Raw genomic sequence first — 15,713 nt, forward strand, 5'->3', positions numbered from 1 at the left:
TGTGCCGCCTTAATGGCTTATACCGATGTTTGTGGACAGCATCGTACTAAAAAAATTTCGCAATTATGATACCCTGGAATTGGGCTTTTCGAGCGGCATAAATTTTATCGTCGGTCCCAACGGAAGCGGAAAGACTAATATTATCGAAGCGGTCTCGGTGGCGGCGAATATACGGTCTTTCAGGGGGGCCGCGGACGCCGACATGGTAAAATGGGGCGAGGAATCGTATTTTTGCAGGTTGATGTCGGCAGAGTCCGACTTCAGAGAACTTGAAATAGGATACTCGTCCGTGCCCGGGTCGACCACAAAAAAAGCCAAGGTGGACGGCTGTGAAATACACAGGTCATCGGACTATTTCGGCAGACTTCTTACGGTGATATATTCCCCAGGTGATATACTGGTTATATCCGGATCGCCGGAGGGTCGACGACGTTTCTTCGACGCCATCATCGCGCGGGTTGATCGTGAGTACCTTTCCATGATCGGTGAGTTTAGAAAAATACTGGCGTCTCGGAATCGCCTGTTAAAGGCCCTTCTTGAAAGGAAAGCCGCCGTGAGCGAGCTTGACGTCTGGGATGAAATGCTGGCGTCGAGCTCGTCAGGGGTCATTAAAAAAAGAATGGATTTTCTGGAATCTTTTACGCCCTCTTTCAGTGGTGCGTATCAGTGTATGGCGAAACAGGACAGCGTTCCCGTGCTCCGCTACCTCTGCGGCTTCGGGGAGGGCCCACTGCATGAGATACGCGAAAAAATATCCGGAAACAGAAGAAGGGATATGATGGCCGGTACGACGACGGCCGGTCCTCATCGCGATGATTACGTCCTATACCATGAAAATGGAAGGACCTTTTCAAGCTGCTCGTCTCAGGGCCAGAAGAGAACCGCGTCCATAGCCCTGAAAAACGCTGAGCGCCTTTTCATTGAGGAAGCCACCGGTGAGCGAGTCGTTATTATGGTCGATGATGTTTTTTCCGAGCTCGATTCCGAGAGAAGGGAAAACCTGGTCGATTCACTTCGGGGTGAGAACCAGGTTATTTTTACGATCGTTAATACAGGATCGATCGATCCGGCGACTTTTTGTGGAGCGCGCATTTTCAACGTCGGTCCAGGGGGGATGATTTCGTAGAATGAAATTCAGGGTAAAGGAACCGAGGATGAACAGGCCGACGCGGTTCGGCGTCCTCGTGGAGTCGATAATTGCACAGTTCGGCTTCAGGGACGATTTTCTCGTTGAGTCCATCCGTTCAAGGTGGGCTTCTGTTGTCGGCGAACTCATCTCGGCGCATAGTTATCCCGACAGGATATTCAGCGGAATTCTTTTTGTGGCTGTTGATCACTCCGTCTATGGAGGCGAGATATCGATGATGCGTGATTTAATTCTCGCCAAGGTCAGGGACGAATGCGGCGTTCCCGGGCTTCGCGATTTGCGCGTGGTGGTACGCCGGGACCTCTTCGCGGGGCGGTCGTCGTCCGGAAAAAACGGCGGGGGCAAACGTTGATGTTCATACATATCGGCGGCAGGATACTCGTTTCAGACAGGAAGATCGTCGGAATATTCAACGTGGAGACGCTCAGAAAATCCCTGGAAAACGCGCACCATCTGGAAGGTATTACGGATGACGACAAGGCCGTCTTTATCGACAGGGAAAACGGAAGACTGGGCGGTATTGTAAGCCCCTTTACCGTGATCAAACGCAGGCTTGAAGAGGAAGATTTTTACTGGAGAAGGAGACATGACTAGCGAATACAGTGCGGATAAAATACAGGTGCTGGAGGGGCTCGAGGCGGTACGCAAGCGCCCCGCCATGTATATAGGCTCGACCGATCATAACGGTCTTCATCATCTCGTATACGAAGTGGTGGACAATTCAATTGATGAGGCCCTTGCGGGGGTCTGTGACACCATCGTGGTGACGGTCCACTCGGACAACTCGATCGAGGTCATCGACAACGGTCGCGGCATACCCGTAGACATTCACCCGGTATACAAGGCGTCGGCGCTGGAGATCGTGCTGACCAAGCTGCACGCCGGCGGGAAATTCGATAACCTGTCGTACAAGGTTTCAGGGGGACTGCACGGCGTTGGTGTTTCGGTTGTCAACGCGCTTTCCGCCGAAATGAAGGTTGAGGTATACCGTGACGGAAAGACCTATGTGCAGAATTACGTGCGGGGAATCCCGAAGGAAAAGGTAAAGCAGACCGGCGAAACAAAGAAAAACGGGACACGCGTTGTGTTCAAGCCCGACCCGAAGATTTTCGAGACGACGGAATACAATTTCGACACGCTTGCAAGAAGGCTCCGGGAGCTCGCATTTCTCAACGGCGGAATAAAGATAATCCTGCGCGACGATCGCGGCAAGGGCAAGGAGAGCGTCTTCCAGTTTAAGGGCGGTATCGTCTCCTTCGTTCAGTATCTGAACGAGAACAAAGTTTCAATCACAAAAAAGACCATATTTTTTCACTCGGTGCGCGAGAAAGTGGACATCGAGGTGGCGATGGACTACATCGACTCCTACAATGAGATGGTGTACACGTACGCAAACAACATCAACACCAAAGAGGGTGGAACGCACCTTATCGGGTTCAAATCGGCGCTAACGCGCGTACTGAACGAGTTTCTGAAAAAAGAGGGCCTCGACAAGAAGATGGCGCAGCTTTCGGGCGACGACGTCCGCGAGGGCCTTGTGGCCATCGTAAGCGTGAAGCTTCCGAATCCCCAGTTCGAGGGGCAGACCAAGATGAAGCTCGGCAATGGCGACGTCAAGGGAATCGTGGAGTCGGCGACGAACGAAAACCTGGGACAGTTTTTCGAGGAGAACCCGCAGGTGGTGCGGAAGATTCTCGAAAAATGCATTCTGAGCGCGCAGGCCCGCCTCGCGGCCAAAAAGGCGAAGGAGCTCACGCGCCGCAAGAACGCACTCGAAAACGATACGCTCCCCGGAAAGCTCGCCGACTGTTCGGAGCGTGATCCTGCGCACTGCGAGCTTTACCTGGTCGAGGGCGATTCCGCAGGCGGTTCGGCGAAGCAGGGGCGTGACAGGGGTTTCCAGGCGATCCTTCCGCTGAAGGGTAAAATACTCAACGTCGAGAAATCGCGCCTGGACAAGGTGCTCTCGAACGAAGAGATCAAGACCATCATCACGGCCATCGGGACCGGGATCGGAGACGAGTTCGACATCGCCAAAACGCGGTATCACAAGATCATCATCATGACCGACGCCGACGTGGACGGTTCACACATACGAACGCTCCTTCTGACCTTTTTTTTCCGGTATATGCCGGAAGTCATACGCAACGGTTACCTGTACATCGCCCAACCGCCGCTGTACAACATCAAGTCGGGCAAGGACAAGCTCTACGCGTATACGGACGAGGAGCGCGACAGGATACTGAAGGGCATTGACAAATCCAAGGTGAACATTCAACGCTACAAGGGCCTCGGCGAGATGAATCCGGACCAGCTGTGGGAAACCACGATGGACCCGGCACGACGTACGATCCTCCAGGTAAACATGGAGGACGAGGTGGGGGCCGAGGACGTTTTTACGGTCCTCATGGGAGACGCGGTAGAACCACGGCGTAAATTCATCGAGGACAACGCCCGCAACGTGAGGAACCTCGACCTGTAAGGGTCGACCTGGTTAAACAGACCGATTGAGAGAGGAGAACAGGACGTGACGAAGAAGGACTCCAAAGAAGGGAAAGACCAGAGTCAGAGGGTCATCAACATAGAGATCGAAGACCAGATGAAAGACTCGTATCTGGCCTATGCGATGAGCGTCATCGTCGGAAGGGCGCTGCCTGACGTCCGCGACGGGCTGAAGCCGGTGCACCGGCGCATCCTGCACGCCATGAACGAGCGGGCCTGGCGAAGCGACCGTCCCTATGTAAAGTCGGCGAAGATCGTCGGTGAGGTCATCGGTAACTATCATCCGCACGGTGACGCGGCCGTATACGATACCATGGTCCGAATGGCGCAGGATTTTTCGATGCGCATTCCGCTCATCGACGGCCAGGGCAACTACGGCTCGGTCGACGGGGACCCGCCGGCCGCCTACCGGTACACCGAGGCGAGGCTCGCGAACCTCGCCGAGGAGCTTCTTAAAGACATCGACAAGGAGACGGTGGATTTTCTCTCCACCTTCGACGAGACGAGGAAGGAGCCGACAGTGCTTCCCGCGGCCTATCCCAATCTGCTGGTCAACGGGTCGTCCGGCATCGCCGTTGGTATGGCGACTAACATACCACCTCATAACCTCTCCGAGGTGGTGGACGGAACCGTGGCCCTAATCGACAATCCCGATCTTACCATCAGGCAGCTCATGAAGATCATCAAGGGGCCCGACCTGCCGACCGGCGGAATCATAATGGGAGCGGACGGCATTGCCAAGGCCTATTCCACGGGAAGGGGAAGCGTTGTCGTGCGCGGGCGCGTGGAAATAGAGGAGGACAAAAAAGGGCGCGAAACGATCATCGTAAGCGAGATACCCTACCAGGTAAACAAGGCCTTGCTGATAACGCGCATCGCAGAGATGGTTAACAACAAGGAGCTCGAGGGCATCTCCGAGCTTCGCGACGAATCGGACCGCGAGGGCCTGCGCATCGTCATAGGGCTAAAGAAGGACGCAAACAGCAATATCATACTCAACCAGCTCTACAAGCATACGCCGCTCCAGACCTCGATCGGCATCATCCAGCTCGCGCTGGTGAACAACGAGCCCAAGGTGCTCGACCTCAAGGGCCTGCTTTCAAATTATATAATGCACCGCAAGATCGTGGTGACGCGCAGGACCCAGTTCGAGCTCAAGCGCGCCGAGGAGAGGGAGCATATTCTGCAGGGCCTTAAGATCGCGCTCGACAATATCGACGAGGTCATAAGCATAATCCGCTCCTCCAAGACCGTCGACGAAGCCGACGAGCGCCTGCGCAAGCGGTTCAAGCTCTCTCAGGTCCAGTCAAAGGCCATTCTCGAGATGCGCCTGCAGCGGCTGACCAGCCTGGAGGTGAAAAAGATAATAGAGGAGCTAAAGGATCTACTGAAGCTGATAGAGGAGCTAAAGGCAATCCTTAAAAGCGACAAGCGGATCCTCGGAATCGTGAAGGACGAGCTTCTTGCGGTTAAGCAGAAGTTCGGCGACGCGCGCCGCACGGAGATACTGGTCGGGGCCGAATCATCCACCTCGTTCGACGTGGAGGACCTCATCGCCGACGAGGACATGGTGGTCACGGTTACCAACGACGGGTTCATCCGAAGGCTCTCGGTGGACACGTTTAAAAAACAGAGGCGCGGCGGCAAGGGCGTTACGGGGATGTCGTCCAAGAGGGAAGACTTTATCAAGCTGATGATGGTGGCGGCCACGCACGATATGGTTTTTCTCTTCTCGAACAAGGGCAAGATCTTCGGGATGAAGACCTACGAGCTTCAGGAGGCTTCCAAGACCAGTCGCGGAAAATCGCTGAAGGGAATGATAAACCTGTCCTCGGGCGAGGATATTACGGCCATCTGTGCCGTTCCCGACATGGAAAGCGAAATGTACATCTGCATGGTGACGAAGGGCGGCATCCTCAAGAAAACATTGATTGAGGATTTCCGCAACGCGAAGAAGGGTGGAATCATCGCGATCAACCTGAAAAAGGACGACGAACTCTCCGAGGTCAAGCTCGTCAAGGGAGATGACGATGTCATTATCGCCTCGCGTAAGGGACTTCTCGTGCGGACCAACATCCGGTCGATGCGCCCGATGGGGAGGAACTCCTCGGGGATCATCGGCATGCGCCTTGCTTCCGGCGATATGGTTATAGGAATGGACGTGGTGAAAAAGGACTCCTCGCTTTTCGTTGTAACCGAAAAGGGCTACGGGAAAAAGATTGATTACCGCAACTTCGCCACCAAGGGCAGGGGCGGCAAGGGAATGGCTTACCTCAAGGTTTCGGATAAAAACCGGCCTGCATCGGGTATACGATCGGTATTCCCCGAGGACGAGATCATCATTGCGTCGAAGACCGGCATGACCATACGCCTTCTGGCGAAGGACGTGTCGATACAGGGCAGGTCAACGGTGGGAGTCAAGCTCCTTGATCTGAACGAAAGCGATGTGGTTACGGATTTCGCGGTAATTTCGGAAGAGCTGTAGAAGGAGACTCGTGGGCCGGTGGGCCGGTGCGAAAAAAGCGCGGTTTCCCGCGCTTTTTTTATTATATAAGAGTTTGTTATTCGCGGATCATGAAGCTCTCGGTGTAACGCGAGTCTTCCTGTATCTCGTTCAGTATGTCGAGCGCGCGGGCTTTCGTTGCGATGGGGCCGATGCGAACCCTGAAATAGCTCTTACCGTTCACCTGTGTCCGGTCCATGAAGGCGTCGTATTTCATCTTTTTGAGGCTTTCGATTTCGGTAGCGGCCTTGGATTTTTTATCAAATGCCGCGACCTGCACGGAGTACTCCCCCCTGAGCGCATGGCTGGTCTCCTTCTTCGTGTCCGAAACGACCTCCACGGTCTTCTGCCTGCGCGATTTGTCCCCCTTCTTCACCGTCTGTTTTTTTGAAGGCTTAATCTTCTCCGCGGGAACGGCATGCTCCTTTAGATCGGGTGCGGGCGGTATGATCTCCTTAATGGCCTCGGAGGTGAGTACATCGTGAGATAAGGAATTCTTCTCCATCGCGGCGAACTCATTTCCCCTGGCCGCCGGTGTTTTGTCCCTTTCGCCTGCGCCGGGCATGATGAGTCGGTCTATCTCAGACTGGGCGTTCATCATACTATCGTCCGGAGGCGGGATCCTTCCCGGGGAAATCGAGTCCGTCGGCAGATCGAGCAGGGAGTCCCGCTGCGCGAGGGAGTCCCCGGGCTTCTCGTGCGCCTTATACAGGTTCATTCCGAGCAGAAACGATATTATGATTACCCCGATCGCGACCGACGCGACGATGATGATGCGCGGCGTGTCGAGATTGACGGTATACATGTTCTTTTCCTTCACTCCCTTCTGGTGGAATTCTTCAAAGTGTTCCATATTTCTACTACCTGCCTCCTGGTGTTTTCCAGCCCGCCTGAATTATCGATTACATAATCGGCCCTTTTTATCTTTTCATTGAGAGAAATTTGGTTGTTCAGCCGATCCTGGATTTCTTCCCTGCTTATATTGTCCCGCAGCGAACCCCGTTCGAGCGCCTGTTCGGTGGCGGCGGTGACGACTATTGTTTTATCCATAAACCGGTCGAAACCGCTTTCGAAAAGGAGCGGTGTGTTCACCATGAAAATGGCGTCCGGCGCGCTTTGAAATATTTCAGCGGCCTTTTTCAAAATGAGCGGGTGGGTGATGGAGTTGAGACGTTTTACCCATTCGGGATTTTTGAACACCAGGTTGCCGAACCCCCGGCGGTCGAGCGCGCCGTCGGTTCCGATTATTTCAGTGCCGAATTCCTCGACAAGCAGAGCAAGCCCCTCGGTGCCGGGCTCGACTATGTCCCTGGCGATGATGTCGGTGTCGATGACGCGAGCGCCGAGATCCTCGAACATCGCGCAAACCGTGCCCTTGCCCGATGCGAATATTCCTGTTACCCCGATCTTCATTGTTCATCCTCCATATTCAACACATGCATTGTTTTGGTCTTCATTGAATTGATGATCGCTTCATCGGTCTCTCCGGGGAGCGAGGCGCGCAGAAGGCGATTTCGAATATCGGGATGAGCGAAGGCGTTTCGCAGAGCGCGCATTTCCGGATTCTGGGAAATGACCGGGAACGATTCGATGGCCGAGCGGATGATCTGCGCGGAATCGAGGGCGCGGACGGCGAACGACGAGAAAAAGATTTCAGGTTCGATATCCGACGTGCCGGCAAGCGAAACGCCAGAGGTCCGGAGTCGGTACAGGTTACGGATGTCCTTGCGGCGGATGAGCGACTCGATGGAACCGCGGTAAGCGGCGAAGGACTTGCGGCTGAACCGGCCGTCAACGAGATGACCGCCGCTTGATTTCATGATGTAGGCGAGGTTGCGCGTTTCAATCGGTTCGAACCGTCCCTGGAAAAAGAGAGCGAAGCGCCGCTGATAGGCCGTATATCGCGCGTAGATGGTGTGATCGCCGAAGCAGAAGTCGAAGCCGGCAAGAGCGATGGGCGATAGCCCAAGACGCGCCGCAAACAGTATGGCGTCTCCGGCGACCGTACCTGTTCCTGAATCGATAGAGCCCACTGCCCCCGGGTGAAGCTCCTCGATAAGCTGGGAGACGGGATGCGTGTTGAGCGATAAAAGCCCGCCGTGCCGCCTAACCGGAAGCGGATATGCGGTGAGCGAAAATACGGGCATCGCTCCCTCGGGCCATCCGCGGGCGAAGTGTTCACAGACATGCTGCTGAGGGTCGATGGAGATCGCGAAATCCGGTGTAATTCCGGCGCCGGAGAGCACCGGAAGCGCCGAGTCTACCGCAACGATCACAATGCGCGAGCGTGATTCTTTAATAAACGGAAGAACGCAATCCAGCGTCGGTCCCGAGGTGATGACGACGGAGGGAAGGCCCTCCAGCCGGTCGAACAGCGCGTTGACCGGGTAAAAACGCCCGAGGCTCCCGATGTTGAGGATGGCGTTGCGGAGATAGCGCCGGGCGAAGGCATTCCTGGTTGCTATATTGGCGCTAAAGCGGTCGAGGGCCCTGCGGATGACGGTCCTGGCACCGTCGTAGTATTCCGGAAAAAGACGAAGCGACGCGGGGTGCTCGAGCACCTGGATACCCCTCGTCGCGCCATGGGAGAGAAATTCGTCGACACGGGGCTCGATTTCGTCCATGGAGCAGCCGGCGACCAGGCTTACGGGCTGCTCGAGCAGAAAGGCCGTCAATGGATTACGGGCGATCTCCGAATCGATTCCGTGCAGGATGTCGATGATCAGCACCCGCGTGTATGCAAGGGCGTCCTCACCCAAGGGAAGTAGGTGGTAGCCGAGGCCGGCGCCGAGGACGATGAGCACGTCGTATTTATCGGTATTGAACGAAGGGCGAAGGGATTCCGCCTCTCGTGTGGGAGCCACCCTGCTGTGCAGGTAGTGCCTGGCGCCGCCATCCATGACGGCGAGGGTCGGCGGGCCTTCACGGGATGGCTCTATGACGAAGCGCGGCGATCGGTCCATGCTTTAATGATCGAAACAATCGGTGTTTTTTTTTCGCTTTTTATCGATCCGCCCTTTCCCGTTCCGTCATTGCAACAGCCTGAATTCGGTGCGGCGGTTCTGCTCGTCGTACTCGGGGCCGGTTTTCCCGACCTTGGGCTCGGTCTTTCCCGCACCGCGTATCGAGAGGCGCGACGCGTTGACGCCCTTATTGACCAGGTAGTCTTTAACCGCGCGGGCGCGCTCGAGGCTGAGTTTGTTGTTGAATTCGTCCGTGCCGTGGAGGTCGGTGTGGCCGATGACTTGAAACCGGAGCTCCGGGCTCTTCTTCAGATACTCCGCGAGCGCGTCCAGATAAGGGATCGATTCGGGCTTGATCCTGGCGGATTCGAAATCGAAGTGTATTGCGTGCATATCGAAGCGCGCCTCTTTTTCGACGGGGGTGAGTTCGATAACCTGAGGCGTACCCTTTGCCTTTGCGAGGTCGATCGTTTTAAAGAGCGGCATGTATCCCTTTTCGCTGATATTGAGGTCGATCGTTTTAACGGCGGGATTGTAGGTGATTACGGCCTCGCCTTTCGCGTCGGTCTTTTTTTTGAGCGCGACGGTCATGGCATCCTCTCCGTCCTGTTCAATCCTGGTGAAAAGGTTAAGTTCGGTTTCTACCGGGTTGCCGGTCTTTTTATCGCGGATGATGATTTTAAGCGGCTCGATTTTAACGATGGTGGAGGTGTAGATATCGTACAGCCCCAGGCCGCCTTTTCGATTGGAACAGAAAAACAGGCTGCCGCCGATTACGGAAAGATGGACGTCGTTGGCGTCTGAATTGATCCCGGGGCCGAGGTTCACCGAAGCGCCGTACTTGCCGTTCTCGAAGGGCGCGAAATACAGGTCCCATCCCCCAAACCCGCCCGCCCGACGCGAGGAAAAAAAGAAGCCTTTACCGTCGAGCGAGGGGACGAGGCTGATGTCCTGCTCGCCGGTGTTGATCGGCGCGGGCATGCGCCGTGGATCGACGAAGGAACCGTCGCCGGTTTCGTCACGGTATTCGGCGCTCATTATGTAGGCCTTGTCTATGGTGCCGAAAGGCCATGTGGTATAGTAGAGGGTGGTGAAGTCCCGGCTGAGGCTGGGAGAGCGCTCGTGGTGGATGGTGTTGACCGTGCCGGGCAGTCTGATAGGGCGCTGCCAGTTCCCGTTGATGTTCTGGCTTACATAGATGTCGTACGAAACCCGTATTTTCCCGGCGGCGTCGGCGGGCATCTCGAGGCTGCCGTCGCGGTCGGACGCAAAAAAAATGAAGGTCCCGTCGGCGGTTATGAACGGGGTTTCGTCGTTAAACGACGAATTTATCTCTCTGATGGCGCGAGGCTCGCTCCATTCGCCGTCCTTATTGCTGCACAGGTAGATGTTCTGGTAGGGTTCGCCGGAGCGTTTAGAATTGAATACCATGGTCTTCCCATCGGCGGTAAAGGAGGGGGCGAAATCATCGAAAGGGGTATTAATAGATGGACCCATGTTCGCGATATTTTCCACCTGCGGGGGAAGTATCTGGGAGAACAGCACAACCGCAAAGGACGCGGCGAGGATGCACGCCATCAAGGAAACGAACAGTGCGTTTTTTTTCATCGTCTGATCCTTTTCCGGTATTTCGTGTTCCATCCTGACGACGGGAGAGTAAATGTTTCGCCGGGAAAAGGCAAATAAAATTCGAATGCCCCGGCTTCCCAGGATGGAAATATCTTGCGCCTGCGGAGAAAGAGGATAGGATGCGGTCATGGTCATCGACTTTCACACGCACATCTTCCCCGACCGGATTGTCCGGAACCGCGATGATTTTCTGGACGACGCCGACTTTCGCGCCATATACGGTTCCGTGAAATCCCGAATCGTGGGCGGCGACGGACTTCTGCGAGCGATGGATGAAAACGGAATCGACGCGGCCGTGGTGATGGGTTTTCCCTGGTCCGATGCCGACCGCCTGTGGCTGCACAACGACTATCTTCTCGAATCAGCCTCGGCATCCGGAGGAAGGATACTGCCGTTCTGCGGGCTTCCCGTCGGGGAGGCCGGGGCCGTTTCACGCTCCGTTGAGAGAGCGCGGACCGATGGATTCGCCGGGATAGGAGAGGTGGCCTTTTATTCTACGGGCCTGACCGCCGAAACGGCCCGGATCCTCCCGTCACTGTTCTCCGCGGCGCGTAAAGCCGCGCTTCCAGTCTGCGTGCACGTGAACGAGCCGTTGGGTCATCGCTATGCGGGCAAGTACGCGACGGATTTTTCCATGTTATATGAATCCATCGGCGCGGAGGCGGGGCTTCCAATAATTCTGGCGCACTGGGGGGGCGGCATACTCTTCTATGAGCTGATGCCCGAGGTGAAGGAGGCGTTTGCGGATGTCTATTACGATACCGCGGCGTCGCCGTTTCTTTATCGGGACGAGGTCTACCCCGCGGCGCTTTCGATTACCGGCGTGGAAAAAATACTCTTCGGATCCGATTATCCGCTTGCCGGATACCGGCCCTATCTCGATGCCATGGAAGCGGCGCCATTCTCCGACATACAGAGGCGGGCCGTGATGGGAGAAAACGCCCGTAAGCTGCTTGGAGGTATAAAGTGAACGCGACAGACCGGCATCGGCTCGCCGTGTCTGTCGCGTGTGCCGTCTTTGCCCGGAGAAACGGAGGTCCTGCTATTTCTGTTCGCCCCGGAGCTTTTTGAGCCTGATCTCGCCGATTTTAGCCTTGAGATCGGGATCGCTCTCGACCTTCGTTGCGAAATCCTCGTACTGTTTGAGGGTGTAATTGTATTTCTTAACGATGACTTCCTTCGACTCGGGAGTGAGATCGGTATCGTATATCTCGCTGTCTATCCTCAGAAATTCCTCCGGCGTCATCTCGCCCGAGAACTTAGAGCATGAGGTGGCAAGAGCGAAGGCGACAATGGCGATCAGCAATAACTTCGCGTATTTCATAATACCTCCTGGATTTCGTCAATATTCTCCGGCGCTCCCTGCGGCTGGCTCTGATGCCGTTATAAGTAGTACCGTTTGCCGACGCAGTATGAATGAGATTTTTCGAGATGTCAAGAATATTTATCAGGGTGATCGATAGTGTCATATGGCGGTTTATCGAGCCGACCAAACGTGAAACAGGTTTATTATTCTTGAAAAATAACAGGCCGACCGGGTAAATGCAGGTGAATATCCCGGCGGGGAAACCTTACTACACGACGCGGGGTGCACGTGATGATACCGGTAAAAAGGCTTGTGGAGCTTTCGACGGACGAGCTTGATGCCCTGTTCAACCGCTTCGGCGGGGATTTCAGCGACATCATGATCAACACGGTGGTTCCCATCGTGAACGACGTTCGCGCACGGGGTGATGACGCCGTGCGCATGTACACCGAGCGCTTCGACGGCGCGAAGCTTGATGGCATGATGGTGACGGAAGAGGAGATCGAAAGGGCTTCCGCCCGTTTCGATAAAAAGGCGCTCGCGGCCTTCCGGAAGGCGAAGGAAAACATAGAGGAGTTCCACCTGCACCAGAGGCGCACGAACATTATGTACGCGCGCCCGGACGGTACGACCCTTGGCGTTCAATATGAACCGATCGAGAGTGCGGGGCTCTATGTGCCGGGCGGCAAGGCGTCGTACCCGTCCTCGGTGCTTATGGGGGCTATTCCGGCCCGGATCGCCGGGGTGAAGAATATCACGATAATCACGCCTCCGGATAAAGCCGGAAACATTCCGGACGCGGTGCTTGCCGTCTGTAAAATCATCGGCGTTGGCAGCGTGCTGAAGTCGGGCGGCGCCCAGGGGATAGCGGCTTCCGGTTTCGGAACCGAAAGCGTCCGCAAGGCCGACATCATCGTTGGGCCGGGCAACATCTACGTGACGGCGGCGAAGACCTATCTCTTCAGCATGGGGATTATTCAGATCGATTCGATGGCCGGCCCGAGCGAGGTACTCATCATCGCCGACGAATCGGCCGATCCGGCATGGGTGGCGTACGACTTGCTGTCGCAGGCGGAGCACGAAGAGCGGGCGCTCGCGGTGCTGGTGACGACTTCCGAGACTCTCGCGCGCCGGGTTGTCGCTGAAATAGCAAAGGACATCGAACGCGGTATGGGCCGCATCGAAATTAAAAAGAAGGCGCTCGAGCGGGCGGTCATCATCCTGGCGGATTCGATCGACGAGGCTATCGAGTTTTCAAACCGTTACGCTCCCGAGCACATGGAATTAATGGTTCCACAGCCGCTCGAGTACCTGGGGCGCATCCGAAACGTGGGTTCGCTCTTTCTGGGGACACATGCGCCGGTCGCAGTCGGCGACTACTATTCGGGCACCAATCATATACTGCCCACAGGCGGAGCCGCGCGGTTCTCCTCGGGGGTATCGGTGGAAACTTTTTTACGGCGAACCACATTCCAGCACCTTACTCCCGGCGCGCTCCGCGACGCGCTCGAGCCGGTGATGACGATGTCCCGCATCGAGGGCTTTGACGACAAGCACGGCGGTTCGGTGGAGATACGCTTTATAAAGTCTTAAGGACAATTTCGGCGCGCCCGATGTGGCGTGTTCCGTCCGCCGGAGGTTTTTCGTTTGTCAGTGACAGTGCGATCGTGCTATAATCCGCCCGTGCCCGTTGTGGGTGCCTTGTCGGCAAAATGGTGCGCATTCCAATGAAACCGGATATCGTCATGCCAACGCAATTTGAGCTTCCCGTCTACCGGCCTCCTGATTTTTCAGGCGAGCGTTTCGCCGGTTGTCCGCCGGCGCGTACCATTCGGGCCGAGGCCGATGGAGTCGCGCCCGATGGGTATCACGCCACGAGCATCTATCCCGAATATGTCCAGACGGCGAAGGGCGCGTGGAGGCTCCTTTCATCCTCACGCATGGACTGCGCGGTCGTGATCGAAGGCGACTCGATCGAGGTAAGGGAGCTCAGGCGAATACGGAAGGGGGACCAGGTCCTGGTCGGACGGAGCGAGGAGGGCGAAGACGGAATTTACGTCCATACCGCTGGTTTCGCGGATAACGCGGCAAGGGATGAAAAGTTTTCGTTTCATACCCGCCGAACGCGCGAGACACCCTTCTCGCGTGACTACGACAGCATGTACGATCTGCTCAGGCACGAGCGGGACAAAGGAAAAATCGTCTGGGTGCTGGGACCGGCGCTCACCTTCGATTTCGATTCGCGTTCCGCCATGTCCGGCATTATAGAATCGGGCTACGCCCACGCAGTGCTCGCCGGCAACGCGCTGGCAACCCATGATATCGAGGCGGCCCTGTACCGGACTGGGCTGGGACAGGATATCTATACCAAGGAATACCGCCACCTCGGGCATTACCATCACCTCGATGCGATCAACACGGTGCGGCGGCACGGTTCGATGAAGGGCCTGTTCGATCAGGGCCTGCTGAAAGACGGTATCGTTCGGGCCTGCATAAAGCGGCAGATCCCGCTGGTGCTCGCAGGCTCCATCAGGGACGACGGTCCGCTCCCGGAGGTCATCGACGATGTGTACCGGGCCCAGGACGCGATGCGCGGGGAGGTGAGAAGCGCAACGACGGTGATCGCGCTCGCGACCCAGCTGCACGCCATCGCGACGGGCAACATGCTTCCTTCTTATCATGTATCCGGCGAGGAGGTACGCCCCGTGTATTTTTATATTGTTGATGTGTCGGAATTCGCACTGGACAAGCTGGCGAACCGCGGAAGCCTTGAGGTCCGCGGAATCGTTACCAATGTTCAGGATTTTCTCATCAACCTTCAGCGCGCGCTCGCGTAAATCTGGCGGCGGAAACTATAATCATTCGGATGGATGCAAATAGACGTCAAGGCTTGAGTAAAACGTTAGCGGTTATGGATTCGGAGTGAGCGGGGTATCGGCATGAGAATGGGTACGGGTCTTGCGGTGCTTGCATGCATCGGTATGTGCGCGTGCGCGTCGTCCGGCAAAACCGGCACTGCGCCCGGGACCGAACAGCTGCGCGCGGAGAACATCCTGATTAAAAAGAGGCTTGTCCTCGTCGAGCGCGAGAACGCGGTATTGAAAGACGAAAATTTGCAGTTTAAAAGCGACGTCCGCCAGCTTGCCGCCAGGGTGGAAAAACTGACGGCGGATATCGCCGCGCGCGAAGACCGGTACCGAAAGGACATCGCGTTGAAGGAAAGCCAGCACCAGGCCCTGCAGCAGCAGAACGCGGTGCTGTCGAAAGAGAGCTCCGAGAAGATACGCGAGCTCATGGAACTGAACGGGGCAACCGAATCAAGACTGAGCGGAGAGATCGCCGGTTTGAACGACGAGATGCGCAAGCTCCAGGAATCGTTCTCAAAGGAGCGCGAGGCGGTACGAAACGATAATGCGAAACGGGAGCTTGCGCTGTCGCGGGAGATTGAAGCTTTGAAAAAACTCGCCGTGGTCAAAGAAGCGGAGGCGGCATCGCTTAAGACGGCCCTTGCGTCGCTTGAACAGCGCTTCGAGGAGAAGTGGAAAGACTCGGAGGCAAAGGAGCGCGAATTGAGAAACAGGGAACAGGAGATTCGGCATCTGAAAGAAAAAACCGATGCGATGCAGAAAGAGGCCGCAGCCAGGCCGGCCGGTCAGTGACGGA

14 protein-coding genes are annotated in these 15,713 nt (G+C 56.1%); 9 read left to right on the plus strand and 5 right to left on the minus strand.

Going from position 1 to position 15,713, the window contains the following annotated elements:
* Positions 1-25: 25 nt before the first annotated feature.
* From recF to gyrA, 5 genes are read left to right on the plus strand one after another with little or no spacing between them, the layout of a single operon-like run.
* Positions 26-1,126 (plus strand): DNA replication and repair protein RecF, encoded by a 1,101-nt coding sequence (gene recF, locus VLM75_04130; GenBank protein HSV96106.1) that lies wholly within the window; start codon positions 26-28, stop codon positions 1,124-1,126.
* 1 nt (position 1,127) lies between these two features.
* On the plus strand, positions 1,128-1,499 hold the full coding sequence (locus VLM75_04135) for a DUF721 domain-containing protein (GenBank protein ID HSV96107.1): 372 nt from the start codon (positions 1,128-1,130) through the stop codon (positions 1,497-1,499).
* Positions 1,499-1,741: a hypothetical protein gene (locus VLM75_04140; GenBank protein ID HSV96108.1), complete on the plus strand. Its 243-nt coding sequence runs from the start codon at positions 1,499-1,501 to the stop codon at positions 1,739-1,741. The genes VLM75_04135 and VLM75_04140 overlap by 1 nt, the downstream gene beginning before the upstream one ends.
* Positions 1,734-3,629: a DNA topoisomerase (ATP-hydrolyzing) subunit B gene (gyrB, locus tag VLM75_04145; GenBank protein HSV96109.1), complete on the plus strand. Its 1,896-nt coding sequence runs from the start codon at positions 1,734-1,736 to the stop codon at positions 3,627-3,629. Before VLM75_04140 ends, gyrB begins: the two co-directional genes overlap by 8 nt.
* A 45-nt stretch (positions 3,630-3,674) precedes the next feature.
* The gene (gene gyrA, locus VLM75_04150) at positions 3,675-6,134 is read left to right on the plus strand and encodes a DNA gyrase subunit A (protein ID HSV96110.1); all 2,460 of its coding nucleotides are present in this window, start codon (positions 3,675-3,677) and stop codon (positions 6,132-6,134) included.
* A 76-nt stretch (positions 6,135-6,210) separates the two neighbouring features.
* Here gyrA and VLM75_04155 read toward each other — a convergent pair whose 3' ends face one another.
* The 4 genes from VLM75_04155 to VLM75_04170 all read right to left on the minus strand — a co-directional run bounded on the left by VLM75_04155 (position 6,211) and on the right by VLM75_04170 (position 10,723).
* Positions 6,211-7,005 (minus strand): SPOR domain-containing protein, encoded by a 795-nt coding sequence (locus VLM75_04155; protein ID HSV96111.1) that lies wholly within the window; start codon positions 7,003-7,005, stop codon positions 6,211-6,213.
* Positions 6,969-7,565, minus strand: coding sequence for a dephospho-CoA kinase (coaE, locus tag VLM75_04160; protein HSV96112.1), 597 nt, complete (start codon positions 7,563-7,565; stop codon positions 6,969-6,971). Before coaE ends, VLM75_04155 begins: the two co-directional genes overlap by 37 nt.
* Positions 7,562-9,115 carry a 6-hydroxymethylpterin diphosphokinase MptE-like protein gene (locus VLM75_04165; protein HSV96113.1) on the minus strand — a complete coding sequence of 518 codons (1,554 nt, stop codon included), beginning with the start codon at positions 9,113-9,115 and terminating at the stop codon, positions 7,562-7,564. The genes coaE and VLM75_04165 overlap by 4 nt, the downstream gene beginning before the upstream one ends.
* 66 nt (positions 9,116-9,181) lie before the next feature.
* On the minus strand, positions 9,182-10,723 hold the full coding sequence (locus VLM75_04170; GenBank protein ID HSV96114.1) for an OmpA family protein: 1,542 nt from the start codon (positions 10,721-10,723) through the stop codon (positions 9,182-9,184).
* Positions 10,724-10,871: 148 nt separating this feature from the next.
* On the opposite strand from VLM75_04170, the gene VLM75_04175 reads away from it, so the two are divergent.
* The gene (locus tag VLM75_04175; protein HSV96115.1) at positions 10,872-11,714 is read left to right on the plus strand and encodes an amidohydrolase family protein; all 843 of its coding nucleotides are present in this window, start codon (positions 10,872-10,874) and stop codon (positions 11,712-11,714) included.
* Between the two features lie 72 nt (positions 11,715-11,786).
* Here VLM75_04175 and VLM75_04180 read toward each other — a convergent pair whose 3' ends face one another.
* Entirely contained in the window at positions 11,787-12,068 is a 282-nt protein-coding gene (locus VLM75_04180) for a hypothetical protein (GenBank protein HSV96116.1), read from the minus strand.
* A gap of 273 nt (positions 12,069-12,341) precedes the next feature.
* Between VLM75_04180 and hisD the strand changes: the two genes are divergently transcribed.
* The 3 genes from hisD to VLM75_04195 all read left to right on the plus strand — a co-directional run bounded on the left by hisD (position 12,342) and on the right by VLM75_04195 (position 15,709).
* Positions 12,342-13,643 (plus strand): histidinol dehydrogenase, encoded by a 1,302-nt coding sequence (hisD, locus tag VLM75_04185; protein HSV96117.1) that lies wholly within the window; start codon positions 12,342-12,344, stop codon positions 13,641-13,643.
* A gap of 152 nt (positions 13,644-13,795) precedes the next feature.
* A complete protein-coding gene (locus tag VLM75_04190; GenBank protein ID HSV96118.1) occupies positions 13,796-14,887 on the plus strand; it encodes a hypothetical protein in 1,092 nt (363 codons plus the stop codon).
* A 102-nt stretch (positions 14,888-14,989) separates the two neighbouring features.
* Entirely contained in the window at positions 14,990-15,709 is a 720-nt protein-coding gene (locus VLM75_04195; protein ID HSV96119.1) for a hypothetical protein, read from the plus strand.
* Positions 15,710-15,713 lie beyond the last annotated feature (4 nt).

The organism is Spirochaetota bacterium (assembly GCA_035477215.1).
In the GTDB taxonomy this organism is placed as follows: domain Bacteria; phylum Spirochaetota; class UBA4802; order UBA4802; family UBA5368; genus MVZN01.

What these genes read in the sequence shown, in the direction of transcription:
- recF (HSV96106.1), top strand. Translation starts at nt 26, where the DNA reads ATGTTTGTGGACAGCATCGTACTAAAAAAATTTCGCAATTATGATACC.
- VLM75_04135 (HSV96107.1), top strand. Translation starts at nt 1,128, where the DNA reads ATGAAATTCAGGGTAAAGGAACCGAGGATGAACAGGCCGACGCGGTTC.
- VLM75_04140 (HSV96108.1), top strand. Translation starts at nt 1,499, where the DNA reads ATGTTCATACATATCGGCGGCAGGATACTCGTTTCAGACAGGAAGATC.
- gyrB (HSV96109.1), top strand. Translation starts at nt 1,734, where the DNA reads ATGACTAGCGAATACAGTGCGGATAAAATACAGGTGCTGGAGGGGCTC.
- VLM75_04155 (HSV96111.1), bottom strand. Translation starts at nt 7,005, where the DNA reads ATGGAACACTTTGAAGAATTCCACCAGAAGGGAGTGAAGGAAAAGAAC.
- coaE (HSV96112.1), bottom strand. Translation starts at nt 7,565, where the DNA reads ATGAAGATCGGGGTAACAGGAATATTCGCATCGGGCAAGGGCACGGTT.
- VLM75_04165 (HSV96113.1), bottom strand. Translation starts at nt 9,115, where the DNA reads ATGGACCGATCGCCGCGCTTCGTCATAGAGCCATCCCGTGAAGGCCCG.
- VLM75_04170 (HSV96114.1), bottom strand. Translation starts at nt 10,723, where the DNA reads ATGAAAAAAAACGCACTGTTCGTTTCCTTGATGGCGTGCATCCTCGCC.
- VLM75_04175 (HSV96115.1), top strand. Translation starts at nt 10,872, where the DNA reads ATGGTCATCGACTTTCACACGCACATCTTCCCCGACCGGATTGTCCGG.
- VLM75_04180 (HSV96116.1), bottom strand. Translation starts at nt 12,068, where the DNA reads ATGAAATACGCGAAGTTATTGCTGATCGCCATTGTCGCCTTCGCTCTT.
- hisD (HSV96117.1), top strand. Translation starts at nt 12,342, where the DNA reads ATGATACCGGTAAAAAGGCTTGTGGAGCTTTCGACGGACGAGCTTGAT.
- VLM75_04190 (HSV96118.1), top strand. Translation starts at nt 13,796, where the DNA reads ATGCCAACGCAATTTGAGCTTCCCGTCTACCGGCCTCCTGATTTTTCA.
- VLM75_04195 (HSV96119.1), top strand. Translation starts at nt 14,990, where the DNA reads ATGAGAATGGGTACGGGTCTTGCGGTGCTTGCATGCATCGGTATGTGC.